Source organism: Paraburkholderia sp. SIMBA_054 (assembly GCF_046534875.1).
Lineage (GTDB): Bacteria > Pseudomonadota > Gammaproteobacteria > Burkholderiales > Burkholderiaceae > Paraburkholderia > Paraburkholderia hospita.
Genome location: NZ_JAWRXV010000010.1, coordinates 186,991 through 202,229, shown reverse-complemented (window position 1 = coordinate 202,229; position 15,239 = coordinate 186,991). Strand labels below are relative to the sequence as shown.

Genomic DNA, 15,239 nt, shown 5'->3' with positions numbered 1-15,239 from the left:
GCATGCCAAATGTCGCGCGGATGCTGTTGCGTCTGCTGCTCGCGTCGCGTCGATCGGGCGTGGTCGCCGTGCTGGCAGGCGCGCTCGTGCTCGGTGCCGCCGCGTTGTGGTTCGCGCTGTTGCCGGCGCTCGCGTCGCGTATCGATCAGCAGGCGCATGCCGTTGCCCGCGCGCGCTCCGCGCCGCCGCCGAAGCCGGTCGTCAGCGCACCTGCGATGGCCGCCGCGCGCTTGACGGCCTTCTATGCGGCACTCGGCGATGCGGCGCATAGCGAGCAGATCGTCGCCCATCTGTTCGACGCCGCCGACGAGACGGGCGTCACGCTGGACAAAGCCGAGTACAAGCCCGCTCGCGATACCGCCGGGCGCTTCGAGACCTACACGATCGTCCTGCCCGTGAAGGGCGACTACGTGCATCTGCGGCGCTTTTGCGAAAGGGTTCTGCTGACAGTTCCGTACGCGGCGCTCGATGACATGCGCTTCAGGCGCAGCTCGGCGAACGACACCGCCGTCGAGGCAAGCCTGCGCTTCACGGTCTTTCTGCGTCCCGCCGCGTCGTCGGACGCGCGTGTCGATGCAGGCGAGGTGCGGCGATGAAGCGCAAGCACATGATTCTCGCGCTGGTGTTTCTGCTATGCGCGGCGCTGCTGGCATTCGGCCGCACGAATCCGGCGGACCAGGTCGTCGAAGCCGTGCCGCGCGCGAGCGCGCACGCGGCGACGCCATCCGTGCGAGCGGCGGGCGCAGAGACTGTCGGCATTGCGGCGCTGCGCGCGCGCACCGAACTCATCGGCGCATCCACGAGCGAACACCATGAGCTATTCGGTAGCCGCTCGATGGCGCCGCCGCTGCCGTCCGCGGCGCCCGCAGGCGCGGAGATACCGCCGCTGCCGTCGGAACCGGCCGTGCCCAGCCTGCCGTTCACCTATCTCGGCAAGCAGGGCGCCGACGGCAACTGGGAGGTGTATCTGACGCGCGGCGACGAAACGCTGATTGTGCGCGATCAGATGGTGATCGACGGATCGTATCGCGTCGACGCCATCAAGCCGCCGAACATGACACTCGTTTATCTGCCGCTAAAACTGGTTCAGACCATGGATATCGGCAGCGCCGACTGATGAACGCAACCAAAGGAAGTGAACAGTTGGCTACGCCACTTGCAACATCATTCACGCGACGCGGTCTGTGCCGTTTCGCGGCACGCCACGCGCGCACGCTCGCGTTGCTGCTTGCCGTGCCGATCGTGCTGACGGGCTGTGCAGCCGAGCGCGCATACCGCGACGGCAAGGACCTCGTTGCACAGGGCAAGGTCGACGAAGGGCTGGCGAAGCTGCAACAAGCCGTCACGCAGGACCCGCACGACCCGCATTACCGCGCGGCCTGGCTCGCGGAGCGCGAGAGTGCCGTCGCGCGCTTCGACGAGGAAGGCGACCGCCTTGCGGCAGGCGGCGCGCGCGCGGCGGCGCGCAAGTCGTATCAACATGCGCTGACCATCGACCCCGCCAACGAACGCGCGCTCTCCGGCATCGCCGCACTCGAAGGCGCGGCGCGGATCGATGGACTCGTCGAGCGCGCGGAAATGCTGGCCGCGAAGGATAGCGACAGCGCGCGTGGCCTGATCGCGAAGGTGTTGACGGAAGCGCCCGCGCATCCGCGTGCGCTCGCGTTGCAGCGCAAGCTGAACGCCGACACGGGCTTTCTGCGCGTCGAAGCCGCGCTCGCGAGCGCGTATCGCAAGCCGGTTCGGATCGACTTCAAGGATGCGCCGCTCAAGCAGGTGTTCGAAGTGATCTCGCGCAGCGCGGGGCTGAACTTCCTGTTCGACAAGGACGTCAAGACCGATCAGCGCACCTCGATCTATCTGCGCAACAGCACCATCGAGGCAGCCGTGCGATACGTGCTCGCGACGAATCAGCTCGCGCAGCAGGTGCTCGACGAAAACACCGTGCTGATCTATCCGAACACGCCCGCCAAGCTGAAGGACTATCAGGAACTGGCCGTGCGCACCTTCTTCCTGTCGAATGCAGATGCGAAGACGGTGGCCAACACGCTGAAGACGATCGTCAAGTCGCACGATGTCGTCGCCGACGAAAAGCTCAACGTCGTGATCGTGCGGGACACGCCCGACGCGATCCGGATGGCCGAAAAGCTCGTCGCGCTCGAAGACGTGCCCGAGCCGGAAGTGATGCTGGAAGTCGAAGTGCTGGAAGTGCAGCGCAACAGCATGCAGGATCTCGGCATCGCATGGCCGTCGTCCATCACGTTCACGCCGACGGCAGCGGGCAGCGCGTTCGGCGCGATCTCGTCAGGGAGTGGATCGTCGGGCTCGTCGTATGGTTCCTCGTCTTCCGGCGGCTCGGGTTCTTCTCCCGCGCTGTCATTGCACGATCTGCTGAATCAGACTTCGCGCACGGTCGGCGTTTCGTCGCTGCAGGCGACTGTGAATGCGAACCGCCAGGATTCGAACGCGAAGCTGCTGACCAACCCGCGCATTCGTGTGCGCAATCACGAAAAGGCCAAGATCCTGATCGGCGAGCGCGTGCCGAACATCACGTCGACGGCGACATCAACGGGCTTCGTCTCGCAGTCGATCAACTATCTCGACATCGGCCTGACGCTGAACGTCGAGCCGACCATCTATCTCGACGACACCGTCGGCATCAAGGTCGCGCTCGAAGTCAGCAGCCTGCTGAACCAGATCACCGGTTCGTCGGGCACGACGGCGTACGAGATCGGTACGCGCACGGCTAGCACAGTGCTGCAGTTGAAGAACGGCGAGACGGACGTGCTGGCGGGTTTGATCGACAGCCAGGAACGCACTTCCGGCAACAAGATTCCCGGCCTCGGACAGATGCCCGTGCTGGGCCGTCTGTTCGGCGCGACCACCGACGACGACAAGAACACCGAAATCGTCCTCTCAATCACGCCGCACCTGGTCCGCAATATCCGGCATCCGGATGCGTCGCTGGCGTACTTCACGTCCGGCACGGAAACGAACATGCAGAGCATGATCAAGTCGAACGGAATCGTTACGCCCGCGCCTTCCAACGGCTCATCATCCAACACGCAGGCTGCGGACTTTGGCACGTCCGCCCAGCGCGGCGGATCGAACACGCCGCAAACGGGCGCGTATGGCGCTTATGGATCATCTGGCGCGTACGGCGCGGGATCGAACGCGTACGGTGCAGGAGCGGGCGCCTATCTCGGCGGAGACACGACGCCGCTCGTCGGCGGCGCGGGGACGCCGGGCACGGCCGAAATGTCGATCCAGGGGCCACCGCAGGTGAAGACGGGCGACTCGGTCACCGTCGCGTTGCTGATGCAGGCGGATCAGCCCGTGACGAGCGCGTCCGCGACCGTGAGCTACGACGTGTCGAAATTGCAGTTCACGGGCGTGACGGAAGGCGACTTCCTCAAACAGGGCGGCGCGCAGACGAGCTTCTCGAACCGCGTCGCGCAGGGCGGGCAGCTGATTCTGGCCGACTCGTCGCCGGGCGGCACGGGCGGCTCCGCCCAAGCCACCTTCGCCGTGCTGAGCTTCAAGGCGCTGGCGCCCGCCGCGCAGACGTCGATCCAGGTCCAGCCCGGCTCCGTGCTCGGCGCGGGCGGCCAGGCCGTCACGATGCCGCCGCCGTCTGCATACAGCCTGAGTGTGGGCGCGCGATGACAACGGCCGTCGTGCGGACTGCAATGCGTCGCAAGGCGGCGGGCGGCTTTACGTTGATCGAGCTGCTCGTCACGCTTGCGATTCTCGGTGTGCTCGCCTGCATGACGGTGCCCGTCGCGCAAGTCATGCGTCAACGCGAACGCGAGCAGGAACTGCGCGTCGCGCTGCACGAAATACGCAATGCCATCGATGCGTACAAGGCCGCGAGCAAGGAAGGGCGCATCGCCAAAGAGGCGGGCGCGACGGGCTATCCGACAGGTCTCGATGTACTCGTCGATGGCGTAAAAGACCAGACCGATCCGAAAGGACACAAGCTGTACTTCCTGCGCCGCATTCCGCGCGATCCGATGAACCCCGACGCGCAACTCGGCGACGCGGCCACGTGGGGCAAGCGCGCCTACGCGAGCGAAGCCGACGATCCGCAGGAAGGCGACGACGTGTACGACGTCTACTCGACTTCCACGGGCATCGGACTCAATGGCATTGCCTACCGCAAATGGTGACTTCGATGACAGCGCGCGTGCGTACCGCGAAGGGCTTTACGCTGATCGAACTGCTGATCGTGCTGTCGGTGATCGCGCTGATGCTCACGATCGCGTTGCCGAACTACTTCCATTCGATTGACGCATCGAAGGAAAAGATTCTCGCGCAGAATCTGCTCGCGACGCGTGACGCGATCGACAGGTTTTATGGCGATGCCGGGCGTTATCCGGACTCGCTGGAAGAACTCGTCGAGAAACACTATTTGCGTTCGCTGCCCATCGATCCCATCACCGACAGCGCGACGACCTGGCACATCGTGCCACCCGACGAGCCGTATCCGGGCAAGGTCTACGACATCAAAAGCGGTGCGCAGGGCGCGGACAGCAACGGCAAGCCGTACGAGGCGCTATAGCGATGCGAAGGGGAAGAGTTCGCAGGCGGCGCAATGCGCAACAGGGCTACGCGTATCTCTCGCTGCTGATCCTGATCTCGATCATCGGCGTGGCGGCTGCCGCTACGGCGCAGCTTGGTGCCGTCTATCAGCGGCGCGTGGCCGAACAGGAACTGCTGTTCGTCGGTGGCGAATTTCAGCGCGCGTTGCTGAGCTATGCATTGGCGACGCCCGTGGGTCAGCCGAACCAGCCGCGCACGCTTGACGACCTCGTGCGCGACCCGCGTTATCCCAACGTCGTGCGGCACCTGCGCAAGCTGTATGCGGACCCGATGACGGGCAAGGCCGACTGGGAACTCGTCAGATCGCCGGATGGCCAGACGATTGTAGGTGTTCATAGCGTGTCTCATGCGCGACCCATTCAGATCGCGCATTTTCCGGGCGAATTTCGCGGCTTCAACGACGCAAAAACCTATATGGACTGGGTGTTCGTCGCCCGTCTTCCCGTCGCGGTACGGGACGGCGGGCCTTCGTCCGGTACGCCGTAGTCGCTCTGCGCGTCAATCCCAAGGATGTTTATCCCCGTGTCTGGCTTGATGGCGAGGCGCGCGCTCACCAGACTGATCTGCAATCAATTTCGGAGCCTGCGTGCAGACCCCGATTCGGATCACGCATGCGGGGAATCAGCTCAGCTTGTACGAACTCGCGCCCGTTCCCGCGAGATTGCCGCCGTCGACGATCAGATACTCCGGACGGATCGGCTTTCCCTCGAAGAAGCACTGAAGAATTTCCAGCGTGCCTGCAGCGTAGCGCGCCTGGCCCGACAGCGAACTGCCCGAGATGTGCGGCGTCATGCCGTTGTACGGCATCGTGCGCCACGGATGATCGACGGGTGCCGGTTGTGGGAACCAGACGTCACCCGCGTAGCCCGCCAACTGGCCGGATTCCAGCGCCTTCACAATCGCGTCACGGTCGCACAACGCGCCGCGCGCAGTATTGATGAGGTAGGCGCCGCGCTTGGCGAGGCTCAACATGCGCTCGTTGAAAAAGCCTTCGGTGGAAGGATAAAGCGGCATCTGCAGATTGATGATGTCGCAGACCTTGACGAGATCTTCGGGCGTTTCATGATGGATCAGTCCGAGTTCCGCTTCGACTTCGGGTGCGAGACGATGGCGCTGATAGTAGTGCAGCTTCACGTCGAACGGTTTGAGTCGGCGCAATACGGCAAGTCCGATCCGGCCCGCGCCGAGCGTGCCGAAATGCATCCCTTCCAGATCGTAGCTGCGGCTCACGCAATCCGCGATGTTCCAGCCGCCGTTGACGGCATACTGATGCGCGGGAAGATAGTTGCGCACCAGCGACAACACCATCATAACGACGTGTTCCGCGACGCTGATGCTGTTCGAGAACGTCTCTTCAGCAACGGTGACACCATGCGCCGCAGCCGCCTTCAGATCGACGTGATCCGAGCCGATGCCTGCCGTCAACGCAAGCTTGAGCTTCTTCGCTTTCGCAATCCGTTCCGCCGTCAGATAGGCCGGCCAGAACGGCTGCGAAATGACGACGTCGGCATCGACCAGGTGCTTGTCGAAGGTGGAGTCGGCACCGTCCTTATCGCTCGTGACGACGAGTTCATGACCATGCGCTTCCAGATAGCTGCGCAGACCTAGCTCGCCGGACACGCAGCCAACCAGTTCGCCAGGCTTGAATCCGAGCGGTCCTTGCGGAGACGGCACCGTTTGACCGTTTGGATATTGCGTAATGACGGGAATGTCGTCGCGCACGTACCTGGGCGGATACCCGGTTACGGGGTCGGGATAGAGAACACACAATACTTTTGCCATGTCAGTTCAGTTCCTTGAGGACTATGAGCGCATTTTGCGAATCAGGGTCCTCATTCAACTCCGTCTGATCAATGGCGTCTTTCGTATTTGCACGTGTATTTCATGGGTATGGCGTGACGGCCGGGCATCCGCCACCCGAACGATCAGCCAAGGCGATACACGTTGCTCACCGTGCCCCGGAACAACGCTTCGCGCTCGCCGTGGCTCGCCTGCGCGGTCAATCGTTTGAATGCGTTCCAGCCGTTGCTGTACGGATACGAGCCCTTGTCGACCGGGAAGTTGCTCTCGAACATGCATCGATTCGCGCCGAACAGTTCGATGCAAGTGTGCATCCACGGCTTCCACGCTTCGGCGAGTTGGATTGACGACGGTGGCCGCTCCCCCTTCTCGAAGTCAAAGCCGTTGATCCGCATCCCCAGCCCGCCGACCTTGACATACACGTTAGGCAGTTGCGCCAACTTGCGCATGGATTGGGACCAGCTTTCGAACACCTCTTTCTGCTTATCCTCGTAGCTGGCAATCCGCACGACACCGCCGCAGTGATTGATGATGACGGGCACATCGGGATTGGCCTTCGCAAGGTCGAATAACTCGGGAAGTTGTGGGAAAAAAAGCCATGCGTCATACGACAGACCGAGTGGCCCCAACTGTGCCACGCCCGCGCGGTAGTCCCGGTCGAGCAGCAATCCACGCGGTGCCGCCGAGACAGGATTCACCAGTGTCTGGTCAGCATCCCACGTCACGAGATGCCGTACGCCCCTGAACCGTCCCTGTCCGGCCTGGAGATGCGCTTCGAGAACTTCGCGCACCGCCGCACCGCGACGAAGATCGGCATAGCCGACAATACCCTTTGCGACCTGTGGCCTGCCGCCCTGCGTCGGCGCGGTTGCGGCTGTCACATATTCCACCTCGCCGACCGGCCTCAATGGGTCGGGGCCCGACTGCCTGTAACGGGTGAGTGCCTGCATGTACACGGAAGCCGTGATGTTATGCCCGGACTGTGCGTCGCGAAGGTACTCGTCGAGCAGGTAGGTCCAGCCCGGGCGATCATAGAAGTGATGATGCGCGTCGATGATCGGCATGTCCGGCTCAAGTGCCGTTTCGGTTCCCGAGGCGAGCCATTCGGATCGAACGGGCAGATAGTTGCTGGTCGGATTCATGGGGCGCGTCTCTTCGTTGGCGATTGCATGCGTGGCCAGGACTGGGATGGCGATCGATGCAGCGGCGGCACGAAGAAGCTGGCGACGCATCGGCGAATCAATCGTTCCTGTCATCGCTCGCCCCGATTGAAGGCATAAAGGGAGAGTGTCAGCAACGTCGTCAGTCCGAGCACGACGGCGAGACCAAACATCCCGGCCGTGTAGGTTCCAAAGCTGTCCTTCAGATAGCCAACCAGATACGGACCCGCGAAGCCGCCAAGTGCACCGATCGAATTGATCAGCGCGAGTCCGCCGGCGGCTGCCTGACCGGACAGGAATCGGGCCGGCAGCGTGTAGAAAATCGTGCGGCCAGCAATCGTGCCGATCAGTGCCAGCGTGATGCCGGTCATCGCGGGCAACAGTTGATGAAAGTATGTCGAGACACCGAGCGCGACGGCGCCAATCAGCAGACCCGCAGCGAGGTTTGCAATATGGCCGCCGCGACGATCGACCCGTTTCGCCCACCAGAGCAGTGCGATGGTGGCAAAGAAGTACGGCACGGCAGAGACCCAGCCGGTTTGCGTCACGCTCATGCCGTGCGCTTTGAGCATCTGGGGCAACCAGATGCCGATGCCGTAAGAGCCCATCGTGAAGCCAAACGAGATCATCGCGAGGAGATAGACGCGCACGTCCTTGAGCGCCGCGCGAAAATCCTTCTTTTTCTGACCGGATGAACCCTCGCGATCGAATGCGCTTTGCAGCGCGAGCCGCTCTTCCGGCGAAAGCCATGTGGCATCGGCGGGCTTGTCCGCAAGCATTTTCAGCACGAGGTATCCGAGCACACACGCCGGGAGACCTTCGACGATGAACATCCACTTCCAGCCTGCCAGACCGAGTAAGCCATCCATGTGAAGCAGCCACGACGACAACGGACCACCGACGAGTGAAGACAGTGGAGTCGAGACGGTGAACCATGCCAGCACACGCGTGCGGTAGCTGGCGGGGAACCAGACGGCAAGGAAGAATATGACGCCCGGAAAGAAACCGGCTTCACCGATTCCGAGCAGCAGACGGATCACATAGAAACTGGTCGGCCCGGCGGCGAGCGCCGTGGCTGCGGCCAACAGCCCCCACGTGATCATGATGCGGGCCAGCCAGCGCCGCGCGCCGAAGCGGTATAGCGCCAGATTGCTAGGCACCTCGCAGACGCAATAGCCGGCAAACATGATCCCGGCTCCCCAGCCGAACTGCGTTGCAGTCAGCCCAAGGTCGCGGTTCATCGTCAGCGCCGCAAAACCGACGCTCGTACGATCCAGATAGTTGAAAAAGTAGGCGAGTGCGAGCAGCGGGATAAAGCGCCATGCAGCTTTTCTGACCGCATGCTGTTCGAGGCTGGCGGTGGTGTCAGCCGTCATGCTCGATGAAATGGATGTCATTGTCGTCTCCAGACAATTCACTGGCCGGGCCTGACCGCAAGGCGGTCGGCGCGGTGCTGTGTTTCTGTGCGATGGGTCCGGCGTCAGGCGTCAGGCGCTGGCAAGCTCATTGGGCGAAGGACTCGACGCGTCGCCCGACGGGCGGTTCTGGCATCCGACGACACCGGCATCGACCAGTTGTCCGAGTTCGTCATCGGTATAGCCGAGCTGCGACAGCAGCGTCTGTGTGTCCTGTCCGAGCGCGGGCGGCGCTGCGCGAAGGCGCAACCGCTCACCCGCTAACGTCAGCGGGAGCAATGCAGTGCGCGTGGAGACCGGTTCACCCGCTCCGCTTGCATCGGGCGGTAACGTCACATCGGCGAGCCCGCCCGTCGCGAGCAGGTGCGGATCGTCGAACAGGTCTTGCGGCCTGGTAATCGGCGCATAGGGCAAGCCGATGCGTTCGAAAATGGCGCTGATCTCTGCCGCGCTGAACGCCTCCATGTGCTGGCGCAATCGCGGCAGCAACCAGTCGCGGGCCTGGACCCGTTGATTGTTGGTGGCAATCCGTTCGTCCGACTTCAGTTCCACAAGACCAAAGGCATCGCAGAACAAGGCCCATTGCGTGTCCGACACGACCGCCAGAAAAATCTGTTCGCCGTTCCTGACGGAAAAGACGTCGTACACAGCCCATGCGGATATACGGCTCGGCATCGGCGACGCAGCCTGACCCGTCACTGCGTACTGCATCATGTGCTGCGCAACGAGGAATACGTTGTTTTCAAACAGTGCACTCTGGACTTCCTGTCCCCTGCCTGTGCGCTCACGCTGCGCGAGTGCCGCCATCGCACCGATAGCGCCGAACATGCCGCCCATGATGTCGTTGACGCTGGTGCCGGCACGCAGCGGCCGCCCCTCGGGCCCCGTCATGTAAGCCAGGCCGCCCATCATCTGCACGACTTCGTCGAGCGCGGTCCGATGGTCGTATGGACCGGGCAGAAAGCCCTTGTGCGAGACATAGATCAAACGGGGATTGAGCTTCGACAGCGCTGCATATCCGAGCCCGAGCCTGTCCATCGTGCCGCTCTTGAAGTTCTCGCTGAAGATGTCAGCGCTCGCGAGCAGCTTGTGGACGATTTCGATCCCGCGAGGATCTTTTACGTCTACTGCAATGCTTTTCTTGTTCCGGTTGAACGTGCTGAAAAAGCCTGCCCCTGATCCACGCAGGGAACGCGTGCTGTCGCCTGCAATCGGCTCGACCTTGATCACTTCCGCGCCAAGGTCCGCCAGCACCATGCCGCAGGTCGGTCCCATCACCATGTGCGTCATTTCGATCACGCGCACGCCGCTGTAGGGCAGGGATTGATTCGATTGATTCGAACTCATTGCGCGACTCCCAGCAAACATCCTTCCGGTTGCGGCGCGCTCGGTGCACGCCCATCTGCATAGCCGAATCCTTTCGGCAACCCCGCGTCGGGCACATGCCCGTACAACGCTTCGCCCGGCAGTGCTTCCGCGAGAATTGCGCGGGCAGCGACGAGCGCGTCAATGTCGATACCCGTGTCGTAGCCCATTGCTTCAAGCAGGAAGGCAAGGTCTTCCGTGACGATGTTGCCGGTCGCGCCCGGCGCGTAGGGACAGCCGCCCAGACCCGCCTGGCTCGCGTCGATCGTTGTCACGCCTGCATCGAGCGCAGCGACGACGTTCGCCAGTCCCTGACCGCGTGTGTTGTGGAAGTGGGCGCCGCCTGCCTTGGCGCCAAGTTCGGTCTGCAAGCGCCGGAACAGACGGCGGACCTGTGTGGGGTTTGCATAGCCGCTGGTATCGGACAGGCCCACTTCGTCCACACCGCACGCGGCCATCGCGACACACATCCGCATCGTCTGGTCGTCGCTCACCGCGCCTGCGATCGTGCAACCGAACGCGACAGATACGCCCGCTTCGATCTGCACACCGGGGAACTGCGCGTCGCGTAAAGCGACGATCTCGCGCACCTCTTCGATCATCTGTGCGGTCGTCTTGCGGATGTTGGCCATCGAATGCTCGTCGGTCACTGAAACCGGCAACGTGAGCTTATGCACACCAGCTTCGAAGGCGCTTTGCGATCCGCGAAGGTTTGGCGCAAGCACGGCGACGTGAAGGCCGGGGATCGTCAGCGCATGAGCCACGACTTCACGGATGTCCGCCATCTGGGGAAGCAGTTTTGGCGGCACGAAAGAGCCGACCTCGATCTCCTTCAGCCCCGCGGCGGCCAGCGCCGAAATCCAGCGAAGCTTCGCAGCCGTGGGCATCACGCGCCTGATGCTCTGGAGGCCGTCGCGCGGGCCCACTTCGCTGACGAGGACCGAGGGGGCGGGGGAAGTGTTCAAGGTGAACTCCTTTCGAATGTTCTATTAGACGGAATGATGTTCTGTCAAATAGAACTATAGGAGCAAAAACACCGCAATTTAAGGTGGGTAAACCCTAAAATTTGGGGATTTATGAAGCTTGCGTTCTGCGTGATAGAACGATACAGTCGATTCAACGCAAAGACGTGATAAGGAAACGGCCGTGCCCAGCGAAATGCAGGAAGCGTCACCTTCGGAGGCCGTCGCCCCAAACGATGGGTCCAGCGGTGTGGCGGTGCTCGATCGCGCGTTCGCGATTCTCAACGCCTTCGGGCCGACGGATGACCGGTTGTCGCTCGCAGAACTCTCACGTCGCACCGATCTGTACAAGAGCACGGTGCTGCGTCTGCTTGGTGCACTGGAGCACGGCGGATTCATCCGCAGACTGAGCGACGGACAATACGCGATTGGGCCGCAGCCATTGCGGCTCGCGGCGCTCTACCAGCGCTCGTTTCAGGTGGGACCGGTTATCGAGCCGATTCTTCAGCAACTCAGCCGGGACCTCGGGGAGACCGCGTCTTTGTATGTGCGGCAGGGCGACCGGAGACTGGTGCTCTTCCGTGTTGAACCTGCGCGCGCGGTGCGGGTGTCGATTCGCGTTGGCGAAGAGTTTCCGATCGACAAGGGTGCGTCAGGCAAAGTTCTGCTGGCGTTCACGGATACGCTTGATTCACGTTGGGAGGAAGTGCGCGAACGGTTGTGGGCTGTCTCGCACGGAGAGCGTGATCCTGAAACGGCGTCGGTATCGGTGCCGGTGTTTGGGGCATCGGGAGAGTTGGTGGGAGCGCTGGCGTTGTCTGGGCCTAAAGCGCGCTTTGACATGGCGTCGACTATCACGGGGGCGCTGATCGCCTTGCTCGAATGCGCAAAGCGCGCGACGGTGGCGCTCGGTGGGATGGGCGGCCGGTACGATGTGACGATCGAGAAGACTTCTCGGGAAGGGTTTTCGTAGGACGGGAAGCGGGGTGGCGCGGGACTTTTTCGCTGGCATCCGCGATTTGCCTTCGTGCTTCAAGCGTTGCCCCTGTGCGGGGCGGCACCTACTTTTCTTTGCCGCCGCAAAGAAAAGTAGGCAAAAGAAAGCGGCTAACACCGCCAGTTCTTGTATTTGCCTGAGGGCCCCCAAACGGTCCCACACTTCACACGGCAACCACGTGACTCATGCTTGTTGCCAACGCTCTGATTTGAGGCATCACCCGCTTCACACACCCGCGTTGCAGCACGCCGTACCGGATATTCCACCGCCGCCCAGGTGGCAAACTGTGTGTAGGCCGTAGCACCTCACACGCCTCACTCCGGACCGACAGGGCAAGCGTCCCACCCTGTAAGAGCGCCGAGTTATACGCCGCGACAACCTACACACAGTTTGCCACCTGGGCGGCACAAACCATTCGCTGCCGCTAGCTCTTGTTCGGGTGTTTGAAGTGGGTGAGGCGCTCATTCGAAGCGTTGGCAACGAACGCGAACAGAAGTGCTGCCGTGTGAAGCGTAAGACCCTTTGGGGGCCCTCAGGCAAGAAGAAGGATTGGCGGTGTTAGCCGCTTTCTTTTGCCTACTTTTCTTTGCGGCGGCAAAGAAAAGTAGGTGCCGCCCCGCACAGGGGCAACGCATGAAGCACGAAGGCAAATCGCGGATGCCAGCGCAAGGGCTAGAACAACCAACCCAGCGTCGCAGACAAAAACACGCCGGACAGCGCGCGCACCGCTACTTCCTCAACTCCCCCGGCCCTTTCCCTGTCCAGCGCTTCAACGCGCGGCGAAAATTCGCGGCATCGCTAAACCCTAGAAGCATTGCGACATCATCGGTACTCATCTTCGTCGATTGCAAATACTCCAGCGCCAGCGAGCAACGCACATCATCGACGATCGCAACGAAAGATGTTCCCTCTGCTTCGAGATGCCTCCGTAAGGTGCGGCTCGTCATGTTGAGCCGCGTTGCCACTTCTTCCATGCCGGGAAAAACACCAGGCGTGCTCATTAGAACCTGATAGACCTCGCCGGACGTTCCGACTGAAGTCTTCGCCTGCCCGATCAAACGATCGCACGTATCCTGCAACAGCGTCGCCGTCAGCTTATGCGCGAGCTGCGGCTTCTGGTTCAGTATCGCGCTGTCGTAAACAAGCTCGCATTGCGGCGCGTCGAAAAAACACGGGCAACCGAGATACTGCGGATAAAGATCCGCATGCGCAGGCGCCGGATAGGAAAAGCACGCCATGACCGGCGGACAGCTATGACCCGCGACATCCTGAAGATGCGTGACGTGCTGCGTGAATTGCTGCTCGATGATGAACTCGCGCAATTCGCGCGATGGGCTCGACACGAAGGCATCAGGAAACGACCACACGGCTCGGTCCGGGTATTCGGTCCAATCGATCGTCACGGTCGGCGTTGCAAGCCGATGATATTTGACGCCAAGCCGGAAGTAATCGCGCAACGAAAGACACGACATCAGCGCATAACCGTACATGCCATACGCGGACAAATGCAGCCGCGCGCCGGTCTTGAACGGGGTGGCCGGATCGGTCGATAACAGCACCGCGTTGCGGGCCACGATCGCATATTGGCGCACCGACGTCATCACCGACGCGTCGTTGAGTTGATCGACGCTCAGGCCGCTGCCCTTCAGACTGTCTTCGGGCGCAATGCCTTGCTCCGCGAGCACTTCGACCAGTGCGGCGATTTTGTACGGCGCGTAAATGCGCTCGTTGATCAGGGGGCGAGTCGATGCCAAGAGTGCTCCACCGAATGTCCTTCGAAGACATCCTCGTGTCCGTAAATGACCTTACGGGCGCCATCGTATCCCACTACTATCGGTATCACAAGCGCTGCGTCCACGGACCGCCAGCGCGTCGATACAACCTCGGAGACAGCGTGCGCGGCGTCCTTTCATTGCACAGGGACGAAGCGCCGCGCACGCCGAACAGATCAGGATTTCCCAATGAGCGACGCCAGCCGCAAGGTCATCATTTCGTGTGCGATCACGGGCGCAACCCATGTGCCGTCGATGTCCGAACATCTCCCCATCACGCCCGCGCAAATCCGGGACCAGGCCATCGAAGCGGCTGAAGCCGGGGCCGCGATCATTCATCTGCACGCACGCGATCCCAATGACGGCCGCCCCACGCCGAGCCCGGAGATCTTCAAGGCCTTCGTGCCCGCAATCGCCGAAGCGACGGACGCCGTCATCAACATCACGACAGGCGGCAGCACGCGTATGACGCTCGAAGAACGTCTCGCGTATCCGCGACTCGCAAAGCCCGAAATGTGCTCGTTGAACATGGGCTCGATGAACTTTTCGATTCATCCCGTTGCCGCAAAGATTAAGTCCTGGCGCTACGGCTGGGAGAAGGATTACGTCGAAGGCATGGAAGACATGATCTTCCGCAATACCTTCAAGGACATTCGCAACATTCTTCTGGAACTGGGAGACAACGGCACGCGCTTCGAATTCGAGTGCTATGACGTGGGGCATCTGTACAACCTTGCGCATTTCGTCGAACAAGGGCTCGTCAAGCCGCCGTTCTTTATTCAATCGGTGTTCGGCATTTTGGGCGGGCTGGGAACGGACCCGGAGAACATGGTCGTGATGCGCTCGACGGCAGACAGGTTGTTTGGCCGCGAGAACTATCAGTTCTCCGTTCTCGGCGCGGGCCGTCACCAGATGCCGCTCGTGACCATGAGCGCGATCCTGGGCGGCAACGTGCGCGTGGGTCTCGAAGACAGCGTGTATCTCTCGAAGGGTGTGAAGGCGGAGACCAACGCACAACAGGTCCGTAAAATCCGCCGCATTCTCGAAGAACTGTCGTTCGAGATCGCGACGCCCTCGGACGCGCGCAAGATGCTGGGACTCAAAGGCGCCGACAAGGTAACGCTCTAGGCTGACGCTAACAAAAGAACAAAGCCATTCAAACGATA

General features: G+C 61.9%; 14 protein-coding genes. 8 read left to right on the top strand and 6 right to left on the bottom strand.

Annotated features, from left to right (window positions below; translation table 11 throughout):
• The first annotated feature begins 2 nt into the window (after positions 1-2).
• From SB822_RS15035 to SB822_RS15010, 6 genes are read left to right on the top strand one after another with little or no spacing between them, the layout of a single operon-like run.
• A complete protein-coding gene (locus SB822_RS15035) occupies positions 3-596 on the top strand; it encodes a hypothetical protein (protein ID WP_410855084.1) in 594 nt (197 codons plus the stop codon).
• Positions 593-1,117, top strand: a complete 525-nt coding sequence (locus SB822_RS15030; RefSeq protein WP_410855052.1) for a hypothetical protein — start codon at positions 593-595, stop codon at positions 1,115-1,117. Before SB822_RS15035 ends, SB822_RS15030 begins: the two co-directional genes overlap by 4 nt.
• A gap of 26 nt (positions 1,118-1,143) precedes the next feature.
• Positions 1,144-3,666: a secretin N-terminal domain-containing protein gene (locus SB822_RS15025; protein WP_410855051.1), complete on the top strand. Its 2,523-nt coding sequence runs from the start codon at positions 1,144-1,146 to the stop codon at positions 3,664-3,666.
• Positions 3,663-4,169 (top strand): type II secretion system protein, encoded by a 507-nt coding sequence (locus SB822_RS15020; RefSeq protein WP_410855050.1) that lies wholly within the window; start codon positions 3,663-3,665, stop codon positions 4,167-4,169. Before SB822_RS15025 ends, SB822_RS15020 begins: the two co-directional genes overlap by 4 nt.
• Positions 4,163-4,561 (top strand): type II secretion system protein, encoded by a 399-nt coding sequence (locus tag SB822_RS15015; protein ID WP_007739714.1) that lies wholly within the window; start codon positions 4,163-4,165, stop codon positions 4,559-4,561. Before SB822_RS15020 ends, SB822_RS15015 begins: the two co-directional genes overlap by 7 nt.
• 2 nt (positions 4,562-4,563) lie before the next feature.
• The gene (locus SB822_RS15010) at positions 4,564-5,088 is read left to right on the top strand and encodes a hypothetical protein (protein WP_009770071.1); all 525 of its coding nucleotides are present in this window, start codon (positions 4,564-4,566) and stop codon (positions 5,086-5,088) included.
• A gap of 135 nt (positions 5,089-5,223) precedes the next feature.
• On the opposite strand, the gene SB822_RS15005 is transcribed toward SB822_RS15010, so the two are convergent.
• The 5 genes from SB822_RS15005 to SB822_RS14985 form a co-directional block, all read right to left on the bottom strand.
• Complete coding sequence (locus tag SB822_RS15005) at positions 5,224-6,384, bottom strand: NAD-dependent formate dehydrogenase (protein ID WP_007737698.1); 1,161 nt, start codon at positions 6,382-6,384, stop codon at positions 5,224-5,226.
• Between the two features lie 143 nt (positions 6,385-6,527).
• Positions 6,528-7,658 carry an amidohydrolase family protein gene (locus SB822_RS15000; RefSeq protein WP_410855049.1) on the bottom strand — a complete coding sequence of 377 codons (1,131 nt, stop codon included), beginning with the start codon at positions 7,656-7,658 and terminating at the stop codon, positions 6,528-6,530.
• Positions 7,655-8,959: an MFS transporter gene (locus SB822_RS14995; protein ID WP_410855048.1), complete on the bottom strand. Its 1,305-nt coding sequence runs from the start codon at positions 8,957-8,959 to the stop codon at positions 7,655-7,657. Before SB822_RS14995 ends, SB822_RS15000 begins: the two co-directional genes overlap by 4 nt.
• 90 nt (positions 8,960-9,049) lie before the next feature.
• The gene (locus SB822_RS14990) at positions 9,050-10,324 is read right to left on the bottom strand and encodes a CaiB/BaiF CoA transferase family protein (protein WP_410855047.1); all 1,275 of its coding nucleotides are present in this window, start codon (positions 10,322-10,324) and stop codon (positions 9,050-9,052) included.
• Positions 10,321-11,307 (bottom strand): hydroxymethylglutaryl-CoA lyase, encoded by a 987-nt coding sequence (locus SB822_RS14985; protein WP_410855046.1) that lies wholly within the window; start codon positions 11,305-11,307, stop codon positions 10,321-10,323. Before SB822_RS14985 ends, SB822_RS14990 begins: the two co-directional genes overlap by 4 nt.
• Before the next feature lie 193 nt (positions 11,308-11,500).
• On the opposite strand from SB822_RS14985, the gene SB822_RS14980 reads away from it, so the two are divergent.
• Positions 11,501-12,277: an IclR family transcriptional regulator gene (locus SB822_RS14980; RefSeq protein ID WP_035540460.1), complete on the top strand. Its 777-nt coding sequence runs from the start codon at positions 11,501-11,503 to the stop codon at positions 12,275-12,277.
• Between the two features lie 752 nt (positions 12,278-13,029).
• Here the strand turns inward: SB822_RS14980 and SB822_RS14975 are convergent.
• The gene (locus SB822_RS14975) at positions 13,030-14,055 is read right to left on the bottom strand and encodes an AraC family transcriptional regulator (protein ID WP_007747727.1); all 1,026 of its coding nucleotides are present in this window, start codon (positions 14,053-14,055) and stop codon (positions 13,030-13,032) included.
• Positions 14,056-14,262: 207 nt separating this feature from the next.
• Between SB822_RS14975 and SB822_RS14970 the strand changes: the two genes are divergently transcribed.
• On the top strand, positions 14,263-15,201 hold the full coding sequence (locus SB822_RS14970; protein WP_410855045.1) for a 3-keto-5-aminohexanoate cleavage protein: 939 nt from the start codon (positions 14,263-14,265) through the stop codon (positions 15,199-15,201).
• Positions 15,202-15,239: the final 38 nt, after the last annotated feature.

Excerpts from the sequence above, each read along its gene's own strand:
- SB822_RS15005 (WP_007737698.1), bottom strand. The coding sequence starts at position 6,384 with ATGGCAAAAGTATTGTGTGTTCTCTATCCCGACCCCGTAACCGGGTAT.
- SB822_RS15020 (WP_410855050.1), top strand. The coding sequence starts at position 3,663 with ATGACAACGGCCGTCGTGCGGACTGCAATGCGTCGCAAGGCGGCGGGC.
- SB822_RS14995 (WP_410855048.1), bottom strand. The coding sequence starts at position 8,959 with ATGACATCCATTTCATCGAGCATGACGGCTGACACCACCGCCAGCCTC.
- SB822_RS15030 (WP_410855052.1), top strand. The coding sequence starts at position 593 with ATGAAGCGCAAGCACATGATTCTCGCGCTGGTGTTTCTGCTATGCGCG.
- SB822_RS15010 (WP_009770071.1), top strand. The coding sequence starts at position 4,564 with ATGCGAAGGGGAAGAGTTCGCAGGCGGCGCAATGCGCAACAGGGCTAC.
- SB822_RS15015 (WP_007739714.1), top strand. The coding sequence starts at position 4,163 with ATGGTGACTTCGATGACAGCGCGCGTGCGTACCGCGAAGGGCTTTACG.
- SB822_RS14990 (WP_410855047.1), bottom strand. The coding sequence starts at position 10,324 with ATGAGTTCGAATCAATCGAATCAATCCCTGCCCTACAGCGGCGTGCGC.
- SB822_RS15035 (WP_410855084.1), top strand. The coding sequence starts at position 3 with ATGCCAAATGTCGCGCGGATGCTGTTGCGTCTGCTGCTCGCGTCGCGT.
- SB822_RS14970 (WP_410855045.1), top strand. The coding sequence starts at position 14,263 with ATGAGCGACGCCAGCCGCAAGGTCATCATTTCGTGTGCGATCACGGGC.
- SB822_RS14980 (WP_035540460.1), top strand. The coding sequence starts at position 11,501 with ATGCAGGAAGCGTCACCTTCGGAGGCCGTCGCCCCAAACGATGGGTCC.
- SB822_RS15000 (WP_410855049.1), bottom strand. The coding sequence starts at position 7,658 with ATGACAGGAACGATTGATTCGCCGATGCGTCGCCAGCTTCTTCGTGCC.